Origin of the sequence: Geminisphaera colitermitum TAV2, assembly GCF_000171235.2 — a bacterium.
Taxonomy (GTDB): domain Bacteria; phylum Verrucomicrobiota; class Verrucomicrobiia; order Opitutales; family Opitutaceae; genus Geminisphaera; species Geminisphaera colitermitum.
The window spans coordinates 1-24,649 of record NZ_ABEA03000197.1 but is presented as its reverse complement, the minus strand read 5'-3'; the positions used below and the strand labels follow the sequence as shown (position 1 = coordinate 24,649).

At 60.6% G+C, this 24,649-nt stretch carries 20 protein-coding genes; 14 read left to right on the top strand and 6 right to left on the bottom strand.

What is annotated here, in order from left to right; all coding sequences use genetic code 11:
- The first annotated feature begins 28 nt into the window (after positions 1-28).
- From OBACDRAFT_RS23050 to OBACDRAFT_RS23035, 4 genes are all read left to right on the top strand, one after another.
- On the top strand, positions 29-817 hold the full coding sequence (locus OBACDRAFT_RS23050) for a LamG domain-containing protein (RefSeq protein ID WP_043589355.1): 789 nt from the start codon (positions 29-31) through the stop codon (positions 815-817).
- 57 nt (positions 818-874) lie between these two features.
- Positions 875-2,440, top strand: a complete 1,566-nt coding sequence (locus OBACDRAFT_RS23045) for a sialate O-acetylesterase (protein WP_052362429.1) — start codon at positions 875-877, stop codon at positions 2,438-2,440.
- A gap of 81 nt (positions 2,441-2,521) precedes the next feature.
- Positions 2,522-4,774, top strand: a complete 2,253-nt coding sequence (locus OBACDRAFT_RS23040; RefSeq protein WP_157837265.1) for an endo-1,3-alpha-glucanase family glycosylhydrolase — start codon at positions 2,522-2,524, stop codon at positions 4,772-4,774.
- Entirely contained in the window at positions 4,771-5,484 is a 714-nt protein-coding gene (locus OBACDRAFT_RS23035; protein ID WP_052362428.1) for a prepilin-type N-terminal cleavage/methylation domain-containing protein, read from the top strand. The genes OBACDRAFT_RS23040 and OBACDRAFT_RS23035 overlap by 4 nt, the downstream gene beginning before the upstream one ends.
- Here the strand turns inward: OBACDRAFT_RS23035 and OBACDRAFT_RS23030 are convergent.
- From OBACDRAFT_RS23030 to OBACDRAFT_RS23020, 3 genes are all read right to left on the bottom strand, one after another.
- Positions 5,468-6,802, bottom strand: coding sequence for an NAD(P)/FAD-dependent oxidoreductase (locus tag OBACDRAFT_RS23030; RefSeq protein ID WP_043589349.1), 1,335 nt, complete (start codon positions 6,800-6,802; stop codon positions 5,468-5,470). The genes OBACDRAFT_RS23035 and OBACDRAFT_RS23030 overlap by 17 nt on opposite strands.
- Positions 6,803-6,875: 73 nt before the next feature.
- Entirely contained in the window at positions 6,876-7,286 is a 411-nt protein-coding gene (locus OBACDRAFT_RS23025) for a hypothetical protein (protein ID WP_043589347.1), read from the bottom strand.
- Positions 7,287-7,485: 199 nt separating this feature from the next.
- The gene (locus OBACDRAFT_RS23020; RefSeq protein ID WP_232767636.1) at positions 7,486-8,547 is read right to left on the bottom strand and encodes a LysR family transcriptional regulator; all 1,062 of its coding nucleotides are present in this window, start codon (positions 8,545-8,547) and stop codon (positions 7,486-7,488) included.
- A gap of 85 nt (positions 8,548-8,632) precedes the next feature.
- On the opposite strand from OBACDRAFT_RS23020, the gene leuC reads away from it, so the two are divergent.
- Complete coding sequence (gene leuC / locus OBACDRAFT_RS23015; protein WP_043589368.1) at positions 8,633-10,051, top strand: 3-isopropylmalate dehydratase large subunit; 1,419 nt, start codon at positions 8,633-8,635, stop codon at positions 10,049-10,051.
- Positions 10,052-10,135: 84 nt separating this feature from the next.
- Complete coding sequence (leuD, locus tag OBACDRAFT_RS23010; protein ID WP_043589345.1) at positions 10,136-10,741, top strand: 3-isopropylmalate dehydratase small subunit; 606 nt, start codon at positions 10,136-10,138, stop codon at positions 10,739-10,741.
- 103 nt (positions 10,742-10,844) lie between these two features.
- Here leuD and OBACDRAFT_RS23005 read toward each other — a convergent pair whose 3' ends face one another.
- Positions 10,845-11,927 carry a LacI family DNA-binding transcriptional regulator gene (locus OBACDRAFT_RS23005; RefSeq protein WP_043589343.1) on the bottom strand — a complete coding sequence of 361 codons (1,083 nt, stop codon included), beginning with the start codon at positions 11,925-11,927 and terminating at the stop codon, positions 10,845-10,847.
- A 249-nt stretch (positions 11,928-12,176) separates the two neighbouring features.
- On the opposite strand from OBACDRAFT_RS23005, the gene OBACDRAFT_RS23000 reads away from it, so the two are divergent.
- From OBACDRAFT_RS23000 to uxaC, 3 genes are all read left to right on the top strand, one after another.
- Positions 12,177-13,352 carry a Gfo/Idh/MocA family protein gene (locus OBACDRAFT_RS23000; RefSeq protein ID WP_043589342.1) on the top strand — a complete coding sequence of 392 codons (1,176 nt, stop codon included), beginning with the start codon at positions 12,177-12,179 and terminating at the stop codon, positions 13,350-13,352.
- A 148-nt stretch (positions 13,353-13,500) separates the two neighbouring features.
- A complete protein-coding gene (locus OBACDRAFT_RS22995) occupies positions 13,501-14,280 on the top strand; it encodes a sugar phosphate isomerase/epimerase family protein (RefSeq protein WP_043589340.1) in 780 nt (259 codons plus the stop codon).
- A 107-nt stretch (positions 14,281-14,387) separates the two neighbouring features.
- The gene (gene uxaC, locus OBACDRAFT_RS22990) at positions 14,388-15,824 is read left to right on the top strand and encodes a glucuronate isomerase (RefSeq protein WP_043589339.1); all 1,437 of its coding nucleotides are present in this window, start codon (positions 14,388-14,390) and stop codon (positions 15,822-15,824) included.
- 159 nt (positions 15,825-15,983) lie between these two features.
- Here the strand turns inward: uxaC and OBACDRAFT_RS22985 are convergent, their stop codons facing one another.
- A complete protein-coding gene (locus OBACDRAFT_RS22985) occupies positions 15,984-16,418 on the bottom strand; it encodes a hypothetical protein (RefSeq protein WP_043589337.1) in 435 nt (144 codons plus the stop codon).
- A 660-nt stretch (positions 16,419-17,078) separates the two neighbouring features.
- Entirely contained in the window at positions 17,079-17,387 is a 309-nt protein-coding gene (locus tag OBACDRAFT_RS22980; protein WP_043589336.1) for an HU family DNA-binding protein, read from the bottom strand.
- A gap of 146 nt (positions 17,388-17,533) precedes the next feature.
- On the opposite strand from OBACDRAFT_RS22980, the gene OBACDRAFT_RS22975 reads away from it, so the two are divergent.
- The 5 genes from OBACDRAFT_RS22975 (at position 17,534) to OBACDRAFT_RS22955 (ending at position 24,591) form a co-directional block, all read left to right on the top strand.
- Positions 17,534-19,099, top strand: coding sequence for an AAA family ATPase (locus tag OBACDRAFT_RS22975; RefSeq protein WP_043589334.1), 1,566 nt, complete (start codon positions 17,534-17,536; stop codon positions 19,097-19,099).
- A 180-nt stretch (positions 19,100-19,279) separates the two neighbouring features.
- Positions 19,280-19,498 (top strand): hypothetical protein, encoded by a 219-nt coding sequence (locus OBACDRAFT_RS22970; protein WP_043589333.1) that lies wholly within the window; start codon positions 19,280-19,282, stop codon positions 19,496-19,498.
- A gap of 93 nt (positions 19,499-19,591) precedes the next feature.
- A complete protein-coding gene (locus OBACDRAFT_RS22965; RefSeq protein ID WP_043589331.1) occupies positions 19,592-20,140 on the top strand; it encodes a MarR family winged helix-turn-helix transcriptional regulator in 549 nt (182 codons plus the stop codon).
- A gap of 54 nt (positions 20,141-20,194) precedes the next feature.
- Positions 20,195-21,325: an efflux RND transporter periplasmic adaptor subunit gene (locus OBACDRAFT_RS22960; protein WP_043589329.1), complete on the top strand. Its 1,131-nt coding sequence runs from the start codon at positions 20,195-20,197 to the stop codon at positions 21,323-21,325.
- Between the two features lie 143 nt (positions 21,326-21,468).
- Positions 21,469-24,591, top strand: coding sequence for an efflux RND transporter permease subunit (locus OBACDRAFT_RS22955; protein WP_052362424.1), 3,123 nt, complete (start codon positions 21,469-21,471; stop codon positions 24,589-24,591).
- The last annotated feature ends 58 nt before the right edge of the window (positions 24,592-24,649 follow it).

The following is a 24,649-nucleotide window of genomic DNA, read 5'->3' as shown; positions in this document are numbered from 1 at the left end:
CGCAGGTCTTCGATTTTTCTCATTCGCCATGATTTTTCCGAAACAAACCCGATTGTCTCTGTATCCGGTTTTTCTCTCCGTCGCTCTGTCCGTAACATCTTTCCTGCAAGGGCAAATAGCGGACAGTGACTTTCTGCTGCATTTGGATTTTCGTAAACAGCTACCCGTCCAAACAGCTGAGGGCGATTCTCTGGAAAGCGTGATCGTAAACGGTACGCAACCGAAATTCTCCGAAAGCGCGGGCGCACTGATATTCGATTCGAACTCATGGAAAGCCGGATTCTTGCGACTGGCCGGAACGGAAAATGCCGCGACTCTGGCCGGAGCAACGGATGCGCTGACCATCTCGGCGTTGGTCAAACTCGCTCCGTCGTCCGGCGATTCCAAAATTGCCGGAGCGAAGCAGGCTCTTGTGAGCCGGATCGACGCGAAGGAAAAGGCGGGCTGGTTTTTTGGAAATTACGTAAGTGGCAAGCTACTGTTTTTCTGGGCGCGGGAAAATGGGACGGCGGTGATTCGCATGACAAAGGCAGCCTTGTTCAGGCCGGGCGAATGGCACCGGGTTTCCGTGGTCTGGAAAACAGACGACATGAACGGATTGTCATTTTTCGTGGATGGTTATCCGGCGGACTCAATGGTGGGCGAGCGCGTCGTGCGCGCCAAAGGCACGGCGACAATCCCCGCCGACAAGCGTCCGATTACCATCGGCGCAACGGATGACGGACGATATCCGTTTCGCGGAGAAATTCGAGATGTGCGCATTTACAACCGGGCACTGAGCGCCGAGGAGCTTCTTAAGCTTTCCCTGAACAATTAACCTGCCCTGCAAGCGGGCGATCTTCTTTTAACTCATTCCCCATTCTTCCCCCTCCCCATGCGATTCCCGCCTGCTTTTCTGCTGTTCGTTTCCCTGCTCATGCCGACGTTGCTGGCGGCTGCATTGACGCCGGGAGCCTTGTTTGGCCCTTATGCGATATTGCAACGGGACAGGCGCGTACCGGTGTGGGGAACGGCGGATTCCGGAGAGCGGGTTGTGGTGACATTTTCGTCCAAGCAGGGAGTGGTGCGTGCCACGGATACGGCGGATGAGGCTGGCCGGTGGCGAGTGATGCTTGGAGAACTCCCTGAAGGAGCGGCAGGGGAATTGATTTTCGAGACTGAAAAAGGTGAGCGTCGTGTGAGTCCTGATGTGTTGGTGGGCGATGTATGGTTATGTGGAGGACAATCGAACATGGAATGGACGGTTCGCAAATCAGCCGGCGCGGCGGAGGCAATCGCGGAGGCGGATTTACCACAAATCCGCCAGTTTCGCGTGCGTCCCGCGATCAGCGATGAACCGCTATCGGAGCCAAAAGACGGGAAATGGGTGGTATGCTCGCCCAAGACAGTGGGAGAATTTACGGCGCTTGGCTTTTTTGTCGCCCGTGATCTTTTCCGGGGCTCCGGCGTGCCGCAGGGCTTGATCAACTGCTCTTGGGGCGGAACGGCGATTGAAACATGGTTGAGCGGCAACGCCTACGCTTCCGGCGCGAGGCCGGAATTATCCGTGGTGAAGGCGCGATGGGAAAAGCGCCGAGCGAATTATCCGGCGGCAAAACTCGCCTACGATCAGGCGAAGGCTGCGTTTGAGGAGGAAAAGCGGGCGGCGGAGGCGGCTGGCGCGAGCTTCACGAAACGCCCCCCGCGCGCACCGTCCGGCGGCCCGCAGGACCGGGCGGTGCCATCCCGGGCATTCAATGCGATGCTGAATCCGTTGGCCGGATACGGAGTGCGCGCGGCGCTGTGGTATCAGGGCGAGGCGAACTGGCAGTTTCCGCGCGAATACGCAGGACTTTTCGCGGCCTTGATTGAGGACTGGCGGCAGGCGTGGGGGAGTCCGGAGTTGCCGTTTGTGTTTATGCAGTTGCCGGGGTTTGGGGGGGATGGAACGGTGTGCTGGCCGATTTTGCGCGAAGGACAGGCCGCGGCGTTGAGCCTCCCAGCGACATCCTTGGTGGTGACGTGTGATCTGGGCGAACCGAAGGAAATTCATCCGGCAAACAAGGCAGAGTTTGCGGATCGGATGGCGAAGGTGATTCAGCGGGATGTTTTTGGTGAATCCGTCGTGGCGTCGGGGCCGGTGATTCGGTCAGCACGCAGGGACGGAGAAGTGATGCGGGTGAAACTGGCAGGCGTGGGTGAGGGGGACTTGACGCCGGTATTGCGTTCACTTGCACCAAAACCGGGCGCGTTTGAACTGGCAGGAGAGGACAGAAAGTTTCATCCAGCGGCGGCAACGCTGGTGGCGGACGGGCGCGAGGTGATCGTGCGCAGCTCACTGGTGCGCGCGCCAGTGGCGTTGCGTTACGCATGGAGGGATTTTCCTTCGCCAGTGTTGTTTAACAAGGCAGGGCTGCCAGCCGCGCCATTCAGGACGGATGACTGGCTGGATAAACGATAGGGCTCCAAGGATATTTAAATGCATAACATACGTAATAAAATATCGAATACGCATCGAAATAGTTTCCGCACAGTGTCTCAGATGTCCGGAGCTTTTACGTTGTTGATGATGCTGACGGCCTACGCAAATGGCTCCGCCTTGTCTTCCGGGCAGCAGGCGTCCGGCTTCAGGACGGTGGAGCAATTGCCGGTGGACCGGTTTGATGAATATGAGGCGGGTAAGCTGCCCCCGCATCCTTGGCGGTTAATTGGCGCGGAACCGGGCATGCTTCCCAAAGGTATTGAGTTGGCGTTGTTGGCGGATGGCGAATCGCTGTTTCCCGGCAACAAGATCACCGGGAAAGGATTGGTGTTTCGCACCAAAAGCATGACGGAGGGGACGCATGGGGTTGGGATTGCAACGTCATTTGTTCCGCCGCCGGAGGGCGATGTTTACCTCGGATTTGACTTCAGATTTTTGCGACCATCCGCGGACGAGGAGGCGGTGGATGCAACGATGTCGATGGGAATGGAACTCGCCTGCGACCTTACAGATGAAAATGGACGGGGATTGCAACTGCGGCTGAACAGGGAAGAGGGTTTGAGGATGCTGGCCGCCGAAGCGGGGGACAAAGGCGTGAATGAATGGAAAAAAATCGCGCCCCTGAGTTACGATCTATGGTTTCATGTCGGCGTGACAGTATCGGCTGACAATCGGGTTTCGTTTGTGCTATTCACCGAGCGCGATAAAAAGAAGCCGGTGGGATTGGGGCTGGAATCGCTGAGGCTACCAGATGCAGGTGCGTTGAGCGAATTGCGTTTTTATAACGCAAGTGGTGACGCGCGGAGAGGTGGATGGGCGGTGGACAATGTCTGTATGGGAGGACAGGTCGATGCGGATCGTGCAGAGTGGCTGCCTTTCCGGCAGGAATCCGCGTCGGTGATGCGGGCAGAGAAACGGAAGGTTTTTGCGTATTATTATCCGATTTATTCGTCGGAGTGGTCGTCTGCCGATCCCGGTCTTTCGTGGTATGTGCGGACGACGTTGAACGCTTCGACGGAGGTTGATCCGCGACGCAAGAATGCGGGGACGAAGATTTTTTACCATCCGCTGCCGCGTCCGCCGATGGCCGCCGGTTTGTCAAAAGAGGAGGAGTTGATTCGCGCGATGGAAGAGGAGGTGCGGCTCGGCATTCAGATGGGTCTGGATGGCTTCGTGGTGGATTTTTTTTCGTATCCAAAATCTTCGACGGAGGTGTTTAATCGGCGTTCCTTTGCGCTTGTCGAGGCGGCGAGGCGCGTGGACAGCGGATTCAAAATCATCCCGGCGCCTTACACGACCACGAATAAAAATGGCGTGAACGGAGAGGGCGATCCGGACACCGATCCGGCGTATTACGCGCAGTCGCCGGTTTTCCGGCATTTGTGGGAAGCGCCGGCGGTGCTGCGCACGGAGGATGGCCGGATGGTATTCAGCATGTGGCTGCCGGAGCGGCACTCGACGGGATGGTGGCAGGCGGCGCTGGCCGAGATGGAGCGATTGGGGATGCGCGTGGCGTTCCTGCCGCAATTCAACAGCACGGGGCGACTGGCGGAATTTGCACCGATCAGCCTTGGCATGGCGAACTGGGGGCCGCGTTCGCCGATACGCACAAATTGGGTGGAGACGGCACGCAAGCATACGGCGTTGGTGGTAGCCCCGGTGGCACCGCACGACATACGTTCGCGTGGCAGCATTTTTTGGGAGGCTGCCAATTTTTCGGCGCAACGCCGGATGTGGCAGACCGCCATCGAGGATCAGGCAGAGTGGGTGTTTATCAACACGTGGTCGGATTTTTCCGAGCAGGCGATGGCTCCGGCCACAGCCATCGGATTCGCGCCGTATGATATCGCGGCCTACTACACGCAATGGTTCAAAACGGGCCGGCAGCCGGAGATCACGCGCGATGTGCTCTATTACAGTTACCGGCGCCACCATTCGGACCTCAAACCGGCGCGAGGCATCAAGTGGACGCTGAAACAGGAGGGGGGGGGACATGCGGCGGTGCGCGACGAGATCGAGTTGCTGGGTTTTCTGCGCGAGCCGGGCGAGTTGCGAATCGTGATCAACGGCGAGATGCACACGCGACAGGCGGAGGCAGGCATCACATCGTTCAAGGTGCCGCTGCCGGTGGCGGACAAGGTGCTCGTGCCGGAGTTTTCTTTGACGCGAGGCGGGCGGACTGTGGTGTCGGGCAGCGGGCGTTATGCGGTCCTCAACAAAATCGAATACCCCAACATGCTTTACCATTCCGGCGTTCTTGTCGGAGAGGGTCCGCAACCCCCAAAAACCAGCACATTCGATTTCCAACCATGAAACACACCCTTCGCCGCGCTTTTACGTTAATCGAACTTCTTGTGGTGATCGCGATCATCGGGATTCTGGCGGGGATAATGTTGCCCGTCGTCAGTCAGGTGCGGGGGAGTGCCCAGAAGGCGACGTGCATTTCCAACCTGCGACAATTTTATAACGCGAGCATGTTGTATGGGAGCGACTACAGGGGCTACCTGCCCAATCCCGAGGCGAAGAGTTCATTCCCGGATGGCGTAGGTGTGGGTGCGAGCTGGCTGGCAGAAATCACGCCCTACATTGGAATTTCGGGAAAATTCAAAAAAGGTCAGTTTGACTGCCCGACCAATGGTCGCCGGTTCGCGGCGGAAGGGATCAAGTGGACGGACCCAATCTATGGAATGAACTTCGCACTCGGTTACTGCGTGAGTCCATCGAACAAGGTTCGGCGGACTTTGGCCTCCCTGCCCAGTCCGGGACGCACGCTCATGATTTCCGAAGGAGGCCACTCGGGTCCCGGTGGCAGCGCCGTTGCCACGCTCAGCGATTATTACATCAAGCGGTCCGTAACATTCGGCGGTGTCTCAATCACTGGCGTGCACAAAGGTAAAAACAATGTGCTCTGGTGCGATGGTCACGTGAGTGCAATGGACGTGCCGACGCTGACCGCCAACGGCGACGCCAACCTCGGCGAAGAGAGCAAATACTGGACGCCGGGATTCAAGGCGGTGAATTAGGCACGGATGGCATCGCAGGTTCCTGTTCCTCGATGTTGAGCCCCGTGATGATTCGGGAGCCGCGTTGCCATGTCCAGTAGGCCCAGGTCCATTGCAGAAAAATGACGAGGCGGTTGCGCAGGCCGACGAGGAAATACAGGTGAATGGTCAGCCACGCAACCCATGCGGCCCAGCCGCGCCAGCGGAGGCGTCCGACTTGCGCGACAGCGGCGCTGCGCCCGATGGTGGACATGGAGCCTTTGTCGCGATAAATAAAGGGACGACGTTCGCGGAGGCGCGAAGCGGGACCGGCGAGGTCGGCGAGAATTTGCCGGGCGGCGTGGCGGCCCATCTGCGCGGCGGCGGGAGCAACGCCGGGCACGCGCACGCCGCAGGCATCGGTAAGCGTAGCAAGGTCGCCGGCGACAAAGACGTTGGGGTGGGCGGGGAGGGAGAGGTCGGGCGCAACTTGCACGCGTCCGGCACGGTCGAGGGAGACGCCGGAGAGCGTGCGCGCCACCGGACTGCCTTCGACGCCTGCGGCCCAGATTGTAATGACGCTGTCGATACGTCGTTCGCCGGCCCGCACCCAGCCCTCGCCGAGGTCGCGGACGGCAGTGTTGAGGTGGACGGTGACGCCCATCTTTTCGAGCCGACGGCGCGTGTAGTCGGACTGCGACGGGGAAAACATCGGGAGCAGGCGCGGACCGGCCTCGATGAGATGGACGCGGGCAAGCGAGGGATCGATGCGGCGGAAGTCGTCCACGAGTGCCTGACGGGCGAGTTCGGCGAGGGCGCCGGCGGTTTCAACTCCGGTGGGGCCGCCACCGACCACGACAAAGCTGAGCAGGCTTTGATGTTCGCGGGTGTCGGGTGCGGCTTCAGCACGCTCAAAGGCGAGGAGCATTTCGCGGCGCAGGCGCGTGGCTTCGTCGAGGGTCTTGAGACCGGGAGCGTATTGCGCCCAGTGGTTGTTGCCAAAATATCCGGTGCGCGCGCCGAGGGCGACGATGAGGTAGTCGTAGGGGAGGTTGGTGTCGGCGAGTTGCACGCGTTGCGCGTCGAGGTCGATGCCGCGGACCCCGGCCATGAGTGTAGTGAGATTTTCCTGACGTGCGAGGATGTGGCGGAGCGGCTGCGCGATGTCGGGCGCGGCGAGGCCGGCGGTGGCAACTTGGTAGAGGAGCGGCTGAAAAAGGTGGTGATTTTGCCGGTCAACAAGCGTCACGCGGAGGCGCGGTGTGTCGAGGACGCGGGCAGCGGCGAGACCGGCAAAACCGCCTCCCAAAATGACGACGTGCGGTGGCACGGATTGGTTGTGTGTTGACTGCGATGTCATGGAAAAATGCGTGGAACAGACGCGCAAGCAGGGCAGGGGAGATAAATGCGGAGGCGAGGTGACGCGATGTGGTTTAGCCGCCGGATGCCCGGGCGCTGGTTGCGGGCATTGTCGCAGCGGGGGAGGCGGGTGGCACCTGTGACGCAGCCACGAATGCCGACTCGGCGCTGACGAGCACACTGACTTGGGCATCCGGACAAAAACACGCCAGTCGGCAGGCGAGGCACCAGATCGCGTGTTGGGAGATCGCCTGCCCTGCCGAGAGATGGAGCGTGAATATTCCGCCGGGCGCACTGTCCGGCATTTGTTGCGGGTTCAGGCGGAGCCTTACGCCGACATCGCGCGCGCATACTTTGGCGATGCCCGAGAGGTGGCGGAGCAGTTTTTTCCCGGGAGCGATGAGGTCGCAGGTAAAGGTGGACGAGAGAATGTTGTTGCGGGAAAGGGAGGAGGTGCTGGGGCGAGACTGGGCGGACGCGGCCACGCGTGGGGGATGCAAAGGGAGGGAGAGTGGTGTGAGGCTACTTGTTGAATTGAGACTCATTATCAATAATGGAATCAATTGAGAATTTAAAGCAACGGCTCAACCTCTTTTTTACCAATTTGTAGGTATTTGGAGATATTGCGAGCGGTGCAGTCCGCTATGAACTTTCCGCCACCTCGTTTACCGCTTCGGCATACTTTTATCCTTCGCTGCCGCCGTTTGCTGTCGTCCCGGCACTTTGCAGGGTTTGGGCCGCCTCGGCTGCGTTGAGAAAAGCCGCCAGCGCCGGGTCTGTTTCGTTGGCTGCGAGCCAGCCGATGACCAACCGGCTCTCCGGGGCCGGGCCGACGAGCGGACGGAAAATCACCTCGGGCGGCAACTGTCGTGCCTCGGACGGGCACATAAACGTCGCGCCCATGCCCGCGCGCACCAAGCCGACTGCGTTGGAGCGTGGCCACACCTCCTCGACGACATGCGGCGTCGTCGCTGAACTCGCAAACGCCGCCAGAATGCGGTCGTAAAACCCGGCGTTGTGCATCCGTGGAAACAGTACAAACGGCGTGTCGGCCAAGTCGCGCAACCGCAACTCGTCGCGCCCGCGCAGCACATGCTCGGCGGGCAACACCACGCCATTGCGCTCACGCAGCAGCATCCGTGTTTTCACGCCCGCCGGTCCCGCCCGCACGCTTGCGCTGCCGCCGTTTCGATTCGCCCTGCTGCCCGCACTGTCGGCGTCGGGATGGAAAAAGCCGCACGCGATCTCCCCCGCCTTGAGCGCCGCCAACTGCACTGCGGTTGGGGATTCATTCAACTCCAGCCGGATGCGCGGATGCCTCCGGTGAAACTCCCGCAGGATTCCCGGCAGTACCGTTGCCATCGCCAGCCCCGTAAATCCCAGCCGCACATGCCCCGCCTCGCCCTCGGCCAGCGCCTGCAACTCCCCTGGCAGCAGCGCCAGCGAACGCAGCAACGGCTCGATCCGCTCAGCCAGCGCCTTGCCCGCCGCCGTCAGTTCCACCCGTCGGCGCGATCGCGTGAAAAGCTCCGCGTCGAGCGCCATTTCCAGTTGCACAATCTGGCGACTCAAAGCCGGTTGCGCGACGGACAACGCCTCCGCCGCCTTGCGAAAATGGAGCAGCCGGGCCACCTCCCGGAAATAAACCAGGTGGCGCAGCTCGAACGGGAATTGATACTCGCGTGGCATCACCGGGGACGAAACAAGTATTTCGCGGCGACGCAACGCTCTGGTATCGTATTCCACTTGTCAGAGCAAGTTGACCGACCACACCGACCAACCTCCCGCCATCACGGCATCACCAACGACTGTATCCAAAAACCATTTCACCATGGCAAAATCACTGTTTCAGAAAGTATGGGACGCGCACACCGTCCGCCAACTGGCCAACGGCCAGACCCAGCTCCTCATCGGCACGCACCTCATTCACGAGGTGACCAGCCCGCAGGCCTTCGGCATGCTGCGCGACCTTGGCCTCAAGGTTGCGATGCCGCACCGCACCTTTGCGACCGTTGACCACATCGTGCCCACCGACCAGTTCGCCGAGCCCTACGCCGATCCGCTCGCGCAGGCCATGATGGACGAACTTCGTAAAAACTGCGCCCAGACAGGCATCACATTCTTCGACCGCGCCACCGGCAAACAAGGCATCGTCCACATCGTCGGTCCCGAACAAGGTATCACCCAACCGGGTACAACCATCGCCTGCGGCGACTCACACACCTCCACTCACGGCGCGTTCGGCGCGGTCGCCTTCGGCATCGGCACAACCCAGATCCGCGACATTCTCGCCACGCAGACCATGGCGCTCTCGCCGCTCAAAGTCCGCCGCATCGAGGTCAACGGAAAACTCCGCCCCGGCGTTTACGCCAAGGACGTGATCCTCCACATCATCCGCACCCTCGGCGTCAACGGCGGCACTGGCTTCGCCTACGAATACGCCGGCACCACCTTTGACGGCTTCACCATGGAAGAGCGCATGACCGTGTGTAACATGTCCATCGAAGGCGGCGCGCGCGTTGGCTACGTCAATCCCGACAACACCACCTTCGAATATCTCAAAGGACGCCCCTACTCGCCGAAAGGCGCTGCTTGGGACGCTGCCGTTGCCCGCTGGAAGTCCTTCGCTTCCGACGCCGGTTGCCATTACGACGACGTTGTCAAAATCGACGCCGCCGACATCGCCCCCACCGTCACCTGGGGCATCAATCCCGGTCAGGGCATCTCCATCAACGAGACCATTCCCGATCCCGCCAAGGCCACCGCCGCCGATGAAAAAGCCTCCATCGAAGAAGCCCTTGCCTACATGAAGCTCACGCCCGGCGCGGCCATCAAAGGCACCAAGATCAACGTCGCCTTCCTCGGCTCGTGCACCAATGGACGCCTCTCTGATTTCCAAGAAGTCGCTCGTTTCGTGAAGGGCAAAAAAGTCGCTCCCGGTGTGAAAGCCATCGCCGTGCCCGGTTCTCAAATCGTCGCGCTCCAGTGCGAAAAACTCGGCCTCGACAAAATCCTCGCCGAAGCCGGATTCGAATGGCGCGCCGCCGGTTGCTCCATGTGCCTCGCGATGAATCCCGACAAACTCATTGGCGACCAACTCTGCGCCTCTTCCTCCAACCGCAACTTCAAGGGCAGGCAAGGCAGCATCACCGGCCGCACCATTTTGATGAGCCCGCTCATGGTGGCCGCCGCCGCCGTCACCGGCCAGGTCGCCGACGCCCGCGAAGTTTTTGCAGTATCCAACAACTAATTACCGCTAAAAAACAATCCATTGTCCGTGAATCCTCTGTGCCTCCGTGCCTCTGTGGTTAACTTCAAAAAATCTTAAAACAAAATGTCTCTCGCAAAAATCACTCAAGTCACTGGTCGCGGCGTTTACGTGCCCGGCAACGACATCGACACCGACCGCATCATCCCGGCCCGCTTCATGAAGTGCGTCACCTTTGACGGACTCGGCGAATTTTTATTCTACGACGTCCGCCACACGCCCGAAGGCGTCCCCTGCGGACATCCCATCGACAAGCCCGAGCACAAAGGCGCGACGATCCTCCTTTCCGGAGCCAACTTCGGCTGCGGCAGCTCCCGCGAGCACGCTCCGCAGGCGATCCACAAAGCCGGCTTCCGCGCCGTCATCGCCGAAAACTTTGCTGAAATCTTTTTTGGCAACAGCACCACGCTTGGCATCCCCTGCGTGAACGCCAAACGCGAGGACATCGCCAAAATCGCCGCTGCCATCGCCGCCGATCCGACGCTTGAGATCGTCGTTGACGTTGAAAAACTCGAAGTCCGTTTCGGTTCGCAGAGCATCCCGATCACAATGCGTGACAGCGCCCGCGACGGTCTCGTCAACGGACGTTGGGATGCCATCGGCGAACTCCTCGAAGGCAAACCCGTGATGGAGAAACTCGCCGCCACGCTTCCCTACCTGGCCGCCGCCTGATGATTGGATATGGAGTGCGGCGATTCATCGCCGCTTTGACGGGCCGTTTTAACGGCCCGCCTCCCCCCCCCCCCCCCCCGCGCCATCTGGACCGACGGTTGGCTCAAGCCAGCCGTTCCAGCAACTCTGCTGCCGGAGGTCCGATGCGGCGCGTGGTTTCGTGTTCGATCCAACGTCCCTCGACCAGCATTCGCATGGGTGTGGCGGGCGCACCTCGCTCGCCGCTTTGAAACAAGCTGATCAACAACTCCACCGTGCGCGCCCCGATGAGTTTTTCCTGCTGATCGATCCCCGACCAATCCGGATCTTGGATACGCGAGAGAGTGGCGAGCGACACCTCCTCCGGCACGCGCACACCCACGGCCTCCAGCCATCCGCGCACCTCCGACACATGCGACACAATCGCCGTCGGACGATGCCGATTGAACCACTCAAGAAACCCCTCGCGCGCCTTGTTGATGTTGGCCGGCTCGTTCAAGCCCGGTATCGTAAACATGGGGATCGATGTCGTCTCCGGTTGCAGGCTCTGGAAAAAATAATACGGCGACTCGAAGTTGTGTTCGCACCGCCGCAGCGTCTCCAGCGCACTCACCATCCCGATCCGCTCGTGCCCGAGTTTACAGAGTTGCCGCAACGTCAGCAGCGCCGAGCTGTGCTGGTGATTGCACACCACATGCATCCGCGGCGTTGCCAGCGAATACCCGATCGCCACGCATGTGAACGGCTCGATGTCCAGCGTCAGGTTGACCCCCGCCACCGGTTGCGGTGCGAAAATCAACCCGCGAATCCCCCGCGTCAAAAGCACCTCGCGCGCCCGCTTCGCCGACATCCCCGGCTCCTTCAACCAAAACTCCTCCAGCCGAAAACCCATCGACGCCGCGAACTCCACCGCCCCCGTGTGAAACGCCTTGATGTTGTCCTGTTCCAAGCACGCCCGCCGCTCCGGGAACGTGTTCACCCATGCGAACGTGGATTGGTAGGCCGGCGGATTCTGCCGCCGCCGGTAGTGGCTGAGGGCCGTCAGCATCGGGTCGGGCGTGTAGCCCAGCTCCTTGGCCACCGCGCGGATCCTGGCGCGCTTGGCGGCATCGACGTAGGTGTCGTTCTTTAATGCCCGCCACGCAGTGGAGACATGCACACCTGCCTTGGCGGCGACTTGCTTGAGGGTAACGCGAGGATGGATCATGGAAGAAAAAGAAACTGGACAGGACGCTGACAAAAAATTGCTGGACGCTGATGAAAGGTGGCAGAGACGACCGCTCCGGACATGTGGTGACAGTCATTCCTGAGAAAGTTTGCAGTTACACGCCGTCGCGGCATTAAATGCAACCTTTTCGATTCACACGCGGCATTTTCCGCCCAGACTCCCTCGCGGTTAAATCTCAAACGCTCACACGCAAAACATCACACGTTTTCCATTCCTGTTAACACCATTATGAACAAAGTGCGCATCGGCATCGTCGGACTCGGCAACATGGGTTCCGGCCACTCCGCCAACATCCTCGCTGGCAAAATCAGCAGGCTCGAACTCACGGCAGTCGCCGACACCGACCCGGCCAAGCTCAAGCGTGTGCCCCAGGTCAAAGGCTTCTCCTCCGCCGACGAGATGATCGCCTCCGGCCTCATCGACGCCATCCTCATCGCCACCCCCCACTACGACCACACGACCATCGGCATCAAGGCCCTCAAGGCCGGCCTCCACGTCCTCGTCGAAAAACCCATCTCCGTGCACCGCGCCGATTGCGAACGCCTCATCGCCGCCTACAAGGGTCGCGAAGGCAAACAAATCTTCGCTGCGATGTTCAACCAGCGCACCGACCACTATTACATAAAAATCCGCAACCTTATCCGCAGCGGCGAACTCGGCGAAATTCGCCGCGTCAACTGGATCATCACCGATTGGTTCCGCACCCACGCCTACTACGCCTCCGGCGGCTGGCGCGCCACCTGGGCCGGTGAAGGCGGCGGCGTTCTCCTCAACCAGTGCCCGCACAACCTCGACCTCTTCCAGTGGATGTTCGGCATGCCCACCAAACTCCGCGCCAAGTGCGGTTTTGGCAAATACCACGACATCGAAGTCGAAGACGACGTCACTGCCATCATGGAATTCGCCAACGGCGCCACCGGCGTGTTCATTACCACCACCGGCGAGGCCCCCGGCACCAACCGCCTCGAAATCACCGCCGAGCGCGGCAAGCTCGTTTACGAAGCCGACAAAATCACCTTTACGCGCAACGAAATCCCCATGCGCCAGTTTTCCGAAACCACCGCATCCTCCTTCAGTCGCCCCGAAAAGTGGGACATCTCCATTCCTGCCCCCAACCACGGCGGCCAGCACAACGAGATCCTGCAAAACTTCACTGACGCCATCCTCGACGGTGCCACGCTCTACGCGCCCGCGCCCGAAGGCATCCACTCCGTTGAACTCGCCAACGCCATGATCCTTTCCGGCTGGACCGACAAGGAAGTGACGCTCCCGATCGACGGCAAAAAATACGAGCGCCTTCTCAAGCAGAAGATCGCCGAGTCCGCCAAAAAGCCGAAGAAGAAAAAAGTGGTCGCCAAAAAAACCACAGCCAGCGACGACTTCGCCAAATCCTTCAAAGGCTAAAAAGCCACGGATCATCCACGGTAGGGAGGCCTCTCCGAGGCCTCTGCAACCACGCCTCATTCACCCAGTCAGTAGCAAATCACAAAAAACTCTATCAACGGAGGTCTCTCCGATACCTCCCTTCCTTTAAAACCTACCTGTCACCATCATGAAAATCTCCCAAGTCGCCATCCAACTCTACACCCTCCGCGAACACTGCAAGACCGCCGCCGACCTCGCCGAGACCTGCAAAAAAGTCCGCGCCATCGGCTACGAAGCCGTTCAGGCCAGCGGCGTCGGCCCCATCCCCGAAGAACAGATCGCCAAGATCATCAAGGACGCCGGCCTCATCCTCTGCGCCACGCACGAAAACGGCCAGAAAATCCTCGACGAAACCGACGACATCATCGAGCGCATGAACAAGCTCGGCTGCAAACTCACCGCCTACCCGTATCCTGCCGGCGTTGATTTCACGAGCCGCGAGTCCATTGACACCACCATCAAAAAGCTCGACGCCGCCGGAGCCAAAATGCGCGCCGCCGGCATCACCCTCGGCTACCACAACCACGGCATCGAATTCGCCAAGGTTCCCGGCACCGACCAGACCTTTTTCGAATACGTCTTCGCCAACACCAAACCCGAAAACGTTGTCGCCGAACCCGACACCTACTGGGTCCAATACGGCGGCGCCGACCCCGTCGTCTGGGCAAAGAAACTCGCCGGACGCCTCCCCTTCATCCACCTGAAGGACTACACGTTTAACGCGAAGGAAAACAAACCCCAGTTCTGTGAAATCGGAGCGGGCAACCTCGACTTCAAGGCCATCATTGCCGCCGCCGAAGCCGGAGGCTGTCAATGGTTCATCGTCGAGCAGGACACCACGCCCGGCGACCCCTTCGTTTCCGTCAAGCAGAGCTTCGATTACATCAAACAAAACCTCGTCAGCTAGCCACCCAGTGGCGCGGGCGTCCCGCCCGCATTTCCTTCCCATAGGCCCCATAAGCCACATCAGGCCTATGGGGCTCATTTTTTCCACTACGTAAACACTCTCCACACATGAAACCCTTCCTTCACGACGACTTCCTGCTCACCACCGACACCGCCCGCGAACTCTACCACAAACACGCCGCGCCGCAGCCCATTTACGACTACCACTGCCACCTCCCCCCCGACCAAATCGCCGCCAACCGCCAGTTCCAAAACCTCGCACAAATCTGGCTCGGTGGCGACCACTACAAATGGCGCGCCCTCCGTGCCGCCGGCGTCAACGAAGACCTCATCACCGGCAACACCACCAGCGACTACGACAAATTCCTCGCCTACTGCCGCACCGTTCCCTCGCTCGTGCGCAACCCCCTCCACCACTGGTCGCACCTCGAACTCCGCCGCTACTTCGGCATTGATCTCCTCATCAACGAACAGAACGCCCCTGCGATTTGGGAACAGGCCAACGCCAAACTCGCCACGCCCGCTTTTACCACGCAAGGCATCCTCAACGCCAACAAAGTCGCCGTCGTCTGCACCACCGACGACCCCGCCGACACCCTTGAGCACCACGTCGCCATCGCCAAAGCCCAGACCTCCGGCGCCTCGAAACTCAAGACCCGCGTGTATCCAACATTCCGAGCCGACAAGCTCATGGCGGTCAACAACCCCGCCGTCTTCAACCCCTGGTGCGACACCCTCGGCCAGCGCACCGACCTCGACATCCGCTCGCTCGCCGCACTCCTCGACGCCCTCGACAAACGCCACGCCTTCTTCCACTCCATCGGAGGACGCATATCCGATCACGGCTTCGAAAACCTTCCCGACGCCGACTGCACCGAACGCGAAGCCGCCGCCATCTTCGACTCCGTCCGTAGTGGTCAGGCCGCTACACCGGAGCAAACCGCGAAGTTTGTCTTCTTCATCATGGTTTACCTTGGCCGCCTCGACTTCAAACGCGGCTGGACCAAGCAACTCCACCTCGGAGCCATCCGCAACAACAGCAGCAGCCTCCTCAAGCGCCTCGGTGCCGATGCCGGCGTGGATTCCATCGGAGACTTTCCGCAGGCCCGCGCCCTCTCGCGCTACCTCGACACCCTCGACCGCGACGGCCAGCTTCCCAAGGTTGTCCTCTACAACCTCAATCCAGCGGACAACTACATGTTCGCGACGATGGCGGGCAACTATCAGGACGGCCTTACGTCAGGCAAAGTGCAGTTCGGTTCCGGCTGGTGGTTCCTTGACCAAAAGGAAGGCATGGAGTGGCAGATCAACGCCCTCTCGCAACTCGGACTCCTCAGCCGCTTCGTCGGCATGCTGACCGACTCGCGCAGTTTCCTCTCGTATCCACGTCACGAATACTTCCGTCGCATCCTTTGCGCGCTGATCGGAGCCGACGTCGAAGCCGGCCTGATTCCCAACGATACCGCCGCCCTCGCCAAACTCGTCAGCGACATCAGCTACCAAAACGCCGAGTCCTACTTCGGCCTCGAAGTTGGCAAGTTCTAGAGCCGTTTCATTTAAGCTGTAGGCATTTGATACCTGGTAGGGAGGCCTCTCCGAGGCCTCCGCCGTGCGTGGTGTGAGAATGCGAAATTCGCAGGTAGATGGAGAGTGGTTTCGGAGGACTCGGAGAGGTCTCCCTACCGTTAAGAAGACGGCTACAACTCAACTGGTGCGGTACTGGAACTCCATCTCTACAAATGGCGATGGATGAGCGCGGTCGTAGTGGAAACGTTCCATCACTTCCTGACAGTAGGCCTCAAGGTCGCCGTTTTCCGCCGCCTCCTCACCGAGCATGAGTGGCATGCGTTCCAAGACGCGCATGTGGGCGGTGCCAGCGGCGTTGGCTTGTCGGTCGCAGGCGACGATCTCGATGTTGCGCTCCAGCCATCCGCGCAATTGTTCGAGCCAGGCAGGCTGGGGCGCGGCGGCGGCCAGTTGAAAGAAACAACGCACACAAGACCCAGGATGGCGGCGCTCGCGAGCGGCGGCGCGAATGTCGAGGATGAGATCGGCTTGTTTCGGCAACGCGCAGGCAATGGGCCCCAGCACTTCGTCAATTTCCTTGTCCGTGATCGTCGTCCGTTCCTCGCGTTGCATTGTTGTTAGAAAATAACGCAACTGAGACCAAATCTCATAATAAGATCAAGACAAAATCACGTCATTTCGAAATCAAGCCCCCCCCCCCCCCCCCTCCCCCTTCGTGATCGATTCAGTTTCTGTTCGCGGCTTCAGTTTCGTAGTCAATCACTCCGATGAGCATCCGCTCGGAACCAGTCGGTTTCCAACCGCCGGAGCCGAATGAAGAACAACGTGCCTCTCCACTAGGCGTTCGATTCTCATTTCAAAGGAGCGACGCGTCGCGTTGTCCGGCGGCATCTCACGCATGACTGCACACTGGAGCGTTTTCAATTGAGTTGTTGCGCGAAGTGATGACCGTCGGCGTCAACCTCTGCGGCGGCGGGGGCGGGGGGGGAGGGGAGGGGACCTGGAGAGTGCGCGTGACAGTTCGTGAAGCGCATCAAGAGACCTCCAGCACCTCCTGCTCTTGCTGCTCACCCGCAGGCAAGGACAAGCGGCGGATTTCGCCCCCCCCCTCCGTCATCATTCTATAAAAAAACCGGAGGCACCGCACGGATGCCTCCGGTTTTTCACAAAACGAATAAACACAAAATATATGAACAATAGAAGCGGTTCGCGTCTCCGTCCGCTGACGGGATCACGCGTCATGAGACGGCGTCGGCCCCGCTCCGATCAACCTCAGAGATCCTTGATATCGATCTTTTTGAGCAATTGCTTGAGGATCTTTCCGGACTTGAACTTCACCACGGCTCGCTCGGGGATGACGACCTCGGCTTCGGGCTTGTTCGGGTTGCGGCCAATGCGCGATTTGCGGCGCTGGACTTCGAGCACGCCGAAGTTGCGAAGCTCCACATTCCGGCCCTCGGACAGGGCTCGCATGATGATGTCCAGAGTCATCTGGACCGAGGTCACGATCTCTTTTTGCGGGAAACCGGTTTTCTCGTAAATTTCGAGGACGATCTCGCGTTTGGTCAGATTAGCGGGCATGTTTGGATCCTTTGTTGATTAGGTTAGGTTATCGGTCGTTTCATAACCTACGTGCTTTAACCTGATTACGTCAAACCACCTTTTGATTTTTTCCATCAATGAATACACAAGACCCTTTCAGCCAATTACCTAAGAATATTCAAGAAATGTTCCGCAAAGCCGGGATGACAGGATTTGCGGCATCTGCTCCAACACCCCAAGCTTCTGATACTTCGGCAAGCACGCCAGAGGGCGAAAGCAAGGATGAAGTTCTCGCCCGCATCCGCGCCTTCAGTCTCAAACCGCGCGAAATCCGCGACCACCTCGACCGCTTCGTCATCCAGCAGGCCGAGGCAAAAAAAGTCCTCTCCGTCGCCATCTGCGACCACTACAATCATGTCCGCCAGTGCCTCGAAACCCCGGCCCTGCGCGAGCGTGACTATGCCAAGCAAAACATCCTCGTTCTCGGCCCCACCGGCGTCGGCAAAACCTACCTCATGCGCAACATCGCGCGCCTCATCGGCGTGCCCTTCGTCAAGGCTGACGCGACCAAGTTTTCCGAAACCGGCTACGTTGGCGGCGACGTGGACGACATCGTGCGCGACCTCGTCAAAGCCGCCGATGGCGACGTTGAACTCGCCCAGTATGGCATCGTTTACATCGACGAGATCGACAAAATCGCCTCTGCCGGCGGCCCCGGCGCGCCCGGTGGCGGCGGTCGTGACGTCTCCGGACGCGGCGTGCAGATCAACCTCCTCAAGCTCATGGAAGACACCGACGTCAACCTCCAGAGCCAGACCGACATCGCCGCCCAGATGCAGGCCATGATGGAACTCCAGCGCGGCGGCAAACCCCGCAAGCGCACCATCAACACCCGGCACATCCTCTTCATTGTCAGCGGTGCCTTCGACAAACTCGGCGAGAGCATCCGCCGCCGCATTCAGAGCAACCGCATCGGTTTTGCCGCCGCCGCCCCGACTACCACCAGCACCGATGCCTCTCCCGCCTCGGCCACCGAGTCCGCGAGCGATTATCTGCGCTATGCCGAGTCACGCGATTTTATCGACTACGGCATGGAGCCCGAGTTTGTCGGACGCCTCCCCGTTCGCGTCGCCTGCCAGAACCTCACCGCTGACGACCTCGAAAAAATCCTCAACACCTCCGAAGGCAGCATCCTGCAACAATACCGTGCCGACTTCGGCGGCTACAGTATCGACTTTGAAATTACACCCGCTGCCGTTGCCGAGGTTGCCCGCCTCGCCCACCGGGAAAACACCGGCGCGCGCGGCCTCATGACCGTGCTCGAACGCGTGCTGCGCGATTTCAAATTCGAACTCCCCTCCACCGCCATCAAAACCTTCCGCATCGACCCGGCCACTGTTGCCAATCCCCGCGACACCCTGCGCGCCCTCCTGCGCGAATCCGCCAGTCTCCAGCACGACGTGCTCAAGGCCGACGTGCTCGCATTCTCCAAACGTTTTCAAGAGGAGCACACCTTCCAGCTTATCTTCACGGACGACGCCATCGACACGCTCATTGAGCAGAGCCTTGCCACCGACAAGACCATCCGTGCGCTCTGCGAGGACAAATTCCGCAACTTCCATCACGGCCTCAAACTCCTCGCCAAAGACGGCGAACCCTCCGTGACCACGATCGACCGGCACGTCATCGAAAATCCCGACAAAGCCATCTCCGAGTGGGTCGTTGCGCGCTTCAGAAACCAAACCGCGTGACGTCTGTTTCACTCTAGCGCATTTTCAGTTGAGTTGTAGCCGTCGTCTTAACGGTAGGGAGGCCTTTCCGAGGCCTCCGAAACCACGCTCCATCTACCTATGAATTTCACATTCTCACACCACGCACAGCGGAGGCCTCGGAGAGGCCTCCCTACCAGGTAGGTGATGGCTACAGTTTAAATGAAACTGCCCTATTGCGTCCGCGCTCAACCGTGTCATGGTTTTTCCATTACCCTCGGTGTCATGGCGCTCGTCGGGTTTGCCGCCAAGTGCGGCTGGGAGTTTTTTGCCGGAACATCCGTTTTTGCGGACAACGCCGGAGCCGTGTTTGCGCCCGTCCCGCTGGCGCATCTCATTGGCGGAGTGGTCGGGGGACTGATGGGAAGTCGAGGACACTAAAAAAGTTTCATCGAAAATCCTTCACGGCCCGCTTGCTTTTTTAGTTAGGCCCCTGATCGTTAGCCCCCTTATCTTCCTGCTAACCGATCACCGATGGCCTTCCTTCTTCTCAAAGACCTGCCGCGCTACGACTGCCTGCTTGAGGCCGCGAAAACATTTCCTGACCTCGATCCATCCGCTTGTGAAGTGCATTTGCATCTCCTGCGGTGTGGCGACCTCGCCGCCAATGTCGGCAGTTCCTACCTCCAGCGCTGCAACCTCTCCCCGGGACGCTTCAGCGTCCTGATGCTTCTGGCCAACAAATGCAGCGGCGGCGAAGGCCCCTCCGCTCGCACCCCTGCCGAACTCGCCGACATGGCCGGCGTCACGCGCGCCACCATGACCGGCCTCATCGACACCCTCGAACGCGACGGTATGGTCACCCGCCAGCCTGACCCTGCGGACCGTCGCATGATGTCCGTTGCCATCACTGAAAAAGGTATCGAACATCTCACTACGATACTCCCCGAACACTTTCGCCGCATGGCCGCGCTCATGAGTCCGCTTGGCGAGACCGAGCGCCGCACCCTCGTCCGCCTTCTTGGCAAGATCATGCAGCAAGCCGCGATCATCGAGCCGCCCGCGCCTGTCAGCGTCGTTTGATCCCTCCATCCACTTTTCCGACCGTAACTCTCTACCACATCACACTCAGCATCTATGGCTAAAAAGATACTCATCAGCCTCGTCGCACTCATCGTCCTTCTCGGCGTGATTGGCGGCATCAAAGGCATGCAAATCGGCGCGCTCATTGCCGCGGGCAAGAGCATGGTGGCTCCGGCCGAAACCATTTCGACCGCCGAAGTCCGGTCCGAACACTGGGAACCCACCATCGATGCCGTCGGCTCTGTCGTCGCCGCGCAGGGCGTGGTCCTTGGTGCGGAGGTTTCCGGCACCGTCACAAAGATCGCCTTTGAGTCCGGCACCACCGTCAAGGCCGGCGATCTTCTCGTGGAAATCGACACCTCCGTCGAGCAGGCCCAACTCGCCGCCGCCGAGGCGCAGGCGGCTCTGGCCAACCTCAGCCTCCAGCGCGCCAAGGACCTGCGCGCCAAAAACACCAATTCCCAGGCCGATCTCGACGCAGCCGACGCCCAGGCCAAGGAAGCCGCCGCGCAGGTCGCCAACATCCGCGCCACCATTGCCAAGAAAACCATCCGCGCGCCCTTCGCGGGCCGCCTCGGCATCCGTCTGGTCAACCTCGGCCAGTACCTTGCCGCCGGCACGCCGATTGTATCGCTCCAGGCATTACAACCGGTTTACGTCAACCTGTCGCTCCCGCAGCAACGCCTCGGCCAGCTCGCCATCGGCCTCGCCGCGCGCGTCACCAGCGACGCCTATCCGGGCCGCGCCTTCGAGGGCAAAATCACCGCCATCAATCCCGACATCGACCTCGCCACGCGTTCCGTGACCGTCCAGCTCACCCTTGCCAACGAGCAGGAACTGTTGCGCCCCGGCATGTTTGCCAACGTCGCCGTCATCCTTCCCTCCAAGGAAAATCTCATCGTGATCCCGGCGACCGCCGTTCTCTTTGCTCCCTACGGCGACACCGTTTTTGTGGTGGAGAAAAAGCAAGACGAGCAAACATCGGAGGAGCAGCTTGTCGTCCGCCAGCAATTCGTGCGCCTCGGCGTGCGACGCGGCGATTTCGTGGCCGTCACCGAAGGGCTCAAGCCCGGGGAGACCATCGTGGGCACCGGCGCCTTCAAGCTCCGCAACGGAGCCCGCGTCACCGTCAACAACGATCTCGCGCCCAAGCCCTCGCTCACGCCGACGCCCGCCGAAGGCTGACGCCGAAATCGCGGACTGCGGATTGCGGAACAACGCCTGCGTGTTGCCCACCGCCCGCCGCTCCGCCCGCACCCGCACCACCCACGCGTTTCATCCGCCGCCTGCGCCACTCCGCATTCCGCACTCTGCAATCCGCATTCTCAATGAACTCTTCTTTCACCGACATCTTCATCCGTCGGCCCGTCCTGGCGATCGTGGTCAGCCTCGTGATCCTCATCGCCGGTATCCAAGCCTACAAGACACTCACCGTGCGCCAGTATCCGCGCATGGATGACAGCACCATCACCGTGACCACCGCTTACGTCGGCGCCAGCGCCGAACTCGTCCGCGGCTTCATCACCACCCCGCTCGAACGCTCCATCGCCGCCGCCGACGGCATCGACTACATCGAGTCCACCAGCTCGCAAGGCGTCTCCAGCATCAACGTCCGCCTCAAGCTCAACTACGACCCCAACAAGGCGCTCTCCGAGATCAGCGCCCGCGTCAACCAAGTGCGCGGCGACCTCCCTCCCGAAGCCGAACTGCCCGTCATCAACATCCAGTCCACCGACTCGCAATTCGCCTCCGCCTACCTCCGTTTCACCTCAAATACCCTCCAGCGGAACGAAATCACCGACTACCTCACGCGTGTCGTCCAACCCCGTCTCTCCACCGTCGAAGGCGTGCAGAAAGCCGACATCCTCGGCGCCCGCACCTTTGCCATGCGCATCTGGCTCAAGCCCGACCGCATGGCCTCCCTCAACATCAGCCCCGCGCAAGTCCGCGCCGCCCTTGCCTCCAACAACTACCTCTCCGCCGTCGGTGCCACCAAAGGCGCGCTTATCCAGGTCAACCTCACCGCCAACACCGACCTCCGCTCCGTCGAGGAATTCCGCAACCTCGTCCTCCGCGAACAAGACGGCGCCATTGTCCGCCTCTCCGACATCGCCAGCGTCTCCCTCGGCGCCGAGGACTACGACGCCGACGTGAGATTTTCCGGCGAATCCGCCGTCTTCATCGGCGTCTTCCCCCTCCCCACCGCCAACTCGCTCGACGTCGTCAAGCGCATCAAGCACGAGATGGACGACATCGTCCAAAACCTCCCCACCGGCCTCGAAGGCGGCATCGCCTACGACGCCACCGCCTACATCCAGGACGCCATTGACGAAGTCTTCCATACCCTCGGCGAGACCATGCTCATCGTCGTCATCGTCATCTTTCTCTTCATGGGCTCGTTCCGCACCGTGCTTGTACCCGTGATTGCGATACCGATCTCGCTCATCGGCGCCATCTTCCTCATGCAAGCCTTCGGCTTCACGCTCAACCTCCTCACCCTCCTCGCCGTCGTGCTCTCGGTGGGACTCGTGGTGGACGACGCCATCGTCGTCGTGGAGAACATCGAACGCCACATGAGCCAGGGCAAATCCCCCCTCGACGCCGCCCTCCTCGGCGCGCGCGAACTCGTGTCGCCCATCATTTCGATGACCATCACCCTCGCCGCCGTTTACGCCCCCATCGGCCTGCAAGGCGGCCTCACCGGTTCCCTCTTCCGCGAATTTGCCTTCACCCTCGCCGGCGCCGTAACCATCTCCGGCGTCGTGGCCGTGACCCTCTCCCCGATGATGTCCGCCAAGCTCCTCAAACCCGGCATCACCGAACACGGCTTTGCCGGCCTCATCACCCGCGGCTTCGACCGCTTGCGCGACACCTACGGCCGCATCGTGGACTACACCCTCAACGCCCGCCCCGCCGTGTACATTGTCTGGATCGTGCTCTCCCTCGCCGCCGTCCCCATGTTCATCCTCTCGCCCAAGGAACTCGCCCCCGCCGAGGACCAGGGCGTCATCCTAGCCATCGCGCAAACCCCCGCCAACGGCACCCTCGAACAAACCGTCATCTCCACCGCCGCGGCCAACAAGTTTTTCCTCAACCACCCCGACACCGCCCGCACCTTCCTCATCACCCAGCCCGCCAGCTCCTTTGGCGGCATGGTCTTGAAACCCTGGGGCGAGCGCACCCGCACCGTGTTTGACATCCTCCCCGAAGTGCAGGCCGGCCTCAACCACATCCCCAGCGTCCGCTACAACGCCGTCAACCGCCCCGCTCTCCCCGGCGGCGGCACCTTCCCCGTCGAGTTCATACTCGCCTCCACCGCCGACACGCACCAGATCCTCGAATTTGCCAACCAGATCGTCGCCAAAGGCCAGGCCGACGGACTCTTTGCCTTCCCCCCGATCATCGACATCAAGATCGACCAACCCCAGTCCGAACTCAAAATCGACCGCGACAAAGTCGCCACCCTCGGCCTCAACCTCCAGCAAGTCGGCGCCGACATGTCCGCTGCCGTTGGCGGCAACTACGTCAACCGCTTCAACATCGACGGACGCAGCTACAAAGTCATCCCGCAGATCGAACGCAGCGAACGCCTCAACGCCGACCAACTCCAGAACATCTACGTCACCGGCCCCGCAGGCAAACTCGTGCCCCTCAGCACCCTCGCCACCATCGAGAACTCCACCGTGCCCCGCTCGCTCAACCGCTTCCAGCAACTCAACTCCGTCAAGATCAGCGGCGTCGCCCTCCGCCCCCTCGACGAAGCCCTCACCTACATGGAAGACACCGCCGCGCAAATCCTGCCCAAAGGCTACAAGATCGACTACACCGGCCAGTCCCGCCAACTCCGCGTCGAAGGCAACAAATTCCTCCCAGCCTTTGTCCTCGCCGTCATCCTCATATTCCTCGTGCTTGCCGCGCAGTTTAATTCCTTCCGCGACCCCTTCGTCATCCTCGCCGGCTCCGTGCCCCTCGCCATGTTTGGCGCGCTCATCTTCACCGTCCTGAAGATGCCCAATCCAAATCTCCACTACTTCACCGACGGCTGGACAACCACCATCAACATCTACTCGCAAGTCGGCCTCGTCACCCTCATCGGCCTCGTTGCCAAGAACGGCATCCTCGTCGTCGAGTTCGCCAACCATCTCCAACTCGAAGGCCGTTCCAAGATCGACGCCATCCGCGAAGCCGCCCGCACCCGCTTCCGTCCCGTCATGATGACCACCGTGGCCACCGTCGTCGGCCACTTCCCCCTCGTCCTCGTGACCGGTGCCGGCGCCGCCGCCCGCAACAGCATCGGCATCGTCATCGTGGCCGGCATGGCCATCGGCTCGCTCTTCACGCTCTTCATCGTCCCCTCGCTCTACGTGCTCATAGCCAAGGACCACGGCGGACACACACACGCTGAATCCGGAGCAACCACGCAATCGACCACCGCGACCACACTCACATGAAAGCCATCACGCTTGCCACCCTCCTCATTCTCCCCGCCCTACACGCTGCGGCCTCCTC

Coding starts and splice junctions, on each gene's coding strand:
- OBACDRAFT_RS23050 (WP_043589355.1), top strand. CDS start 29: ATGATTTTTCCGAAACAAACCCGATTGTCTCTGTATCCGGTTTTTCTC.
- OBACDRAFT_RS23045 (WP_052362429.1), top strand. CDS start 875: ATGCGATTCCCGCCTGCTTTTCTGCTGTTCGTTTCCCTGCTCATGCCG.
- OBACDRAFT_RS23040 (WP_157837265.1), top strand. CDS start 2,522: ATGTCCGGAGCTTTTACGTTGTTGATGATGCTGACGGCCTACGCAAAT.
- OBACDRAFT_RS23035 (WP_052362428.1), top strand. CDS start 4,771: ATGAAACACACCCTTCGCCGCGCTTTTACGTTAATCGAACTTCTTGTG.
- OBACDRAFT_RS23030 (WP_043589349.1), bottom strand. CDS start 6,802: ATGACATCGCAGTCAACACACAACCAATCCGTGCCACCGCACGTCGTC.
- leuC (WP_043589368.1), top strand. CDS start 8,633: ATGGCAAAATCACTGTTTCAGAAAGTATGGGACGCGCACACCGTCCGC.
- leuD (WP_043589345.1), top strand. CDS start 10,136: ATGTCTCTCGCAAAAATCACTCAAGTCACTGGTCGCGGCGTTTACGTG.
- OBACDRAFT_RS23005 (WP_043589343.1), bottom strand. CDS start 11,927: ATGATCCATCCTCGCGTTACCCTCAAGCAAGTCGCCGCCAAGGCAGGT.
- OBACDRAFT_RS23000 (WP_043589342.1), top strand. CDS start 12,177: ATGAACAAAGTGCGCATCGGCATCGTCGGACTCGGCAACATGGGTTCC.
- OBACDRAFT_RS22995 (WP_043589340.1), top strand. CDS start 13,501: ATGAAAATCTCCCAAGTCGCCATCCAACTCTACACCCTCCGCGAACAC.
- uxaC (WP_043589339.1), top strand. CDS start 14,388: ATGAAACCCTTCCTTCACGACGACTTCCTGCTCACCACCGACACCGCC.
- OBACDRAFT_RS22985 (WP_043589337.1), bottom strand. CDS start 16,418: ATGCAACGCGAGGAACGGACGACGATCACGGACAAGGAAATTGACGAA.
- OBACDRAFT_RS22980 (WP_043589336.1), bottom strand. CDS start 17,387: ATGCCCGCTAATCTGACCAAACGCGAGATCGTCCTCGAAATTTACGAG.
- OBACDRAFT_RS22975 (WP_043589334.1), top strand. CDS start 17,534: ATGTTCCGCAAAGCCGGGATGACAGGATTTGCGGCATCTGCTCCAACA.
- OBACDRAFT_RS22970 (WP_043589333.1), top strand. CDS start 19,280: ATGAAACTGCCCTATTGCGTCCGCGCTCAACCGTGTCATGGTTTTTCC.
- OBACDRAFT_RS22965 (WP_043589331.1), top strand. CDS start 19,592: ATGGCCTTCCTTCTTCTCAAAGACCTGCCGCGCTACGACTGCCTGCTT.
- OBACDRAFT_RS22960 (WP_043589329.1), top strand. CDS start 20,195: ATGGCTAAAAAGATACTCATCAGCCTCGTCGCACTCATCGTCCTTCTC.
- OBACDRAFT_RS22955 (WP_052362424.1), top strand. CDS start 21,469: ATGAACTCTTCTTTCACCGACATCTTCATCCGTCGGCCCGTCCTGGCG.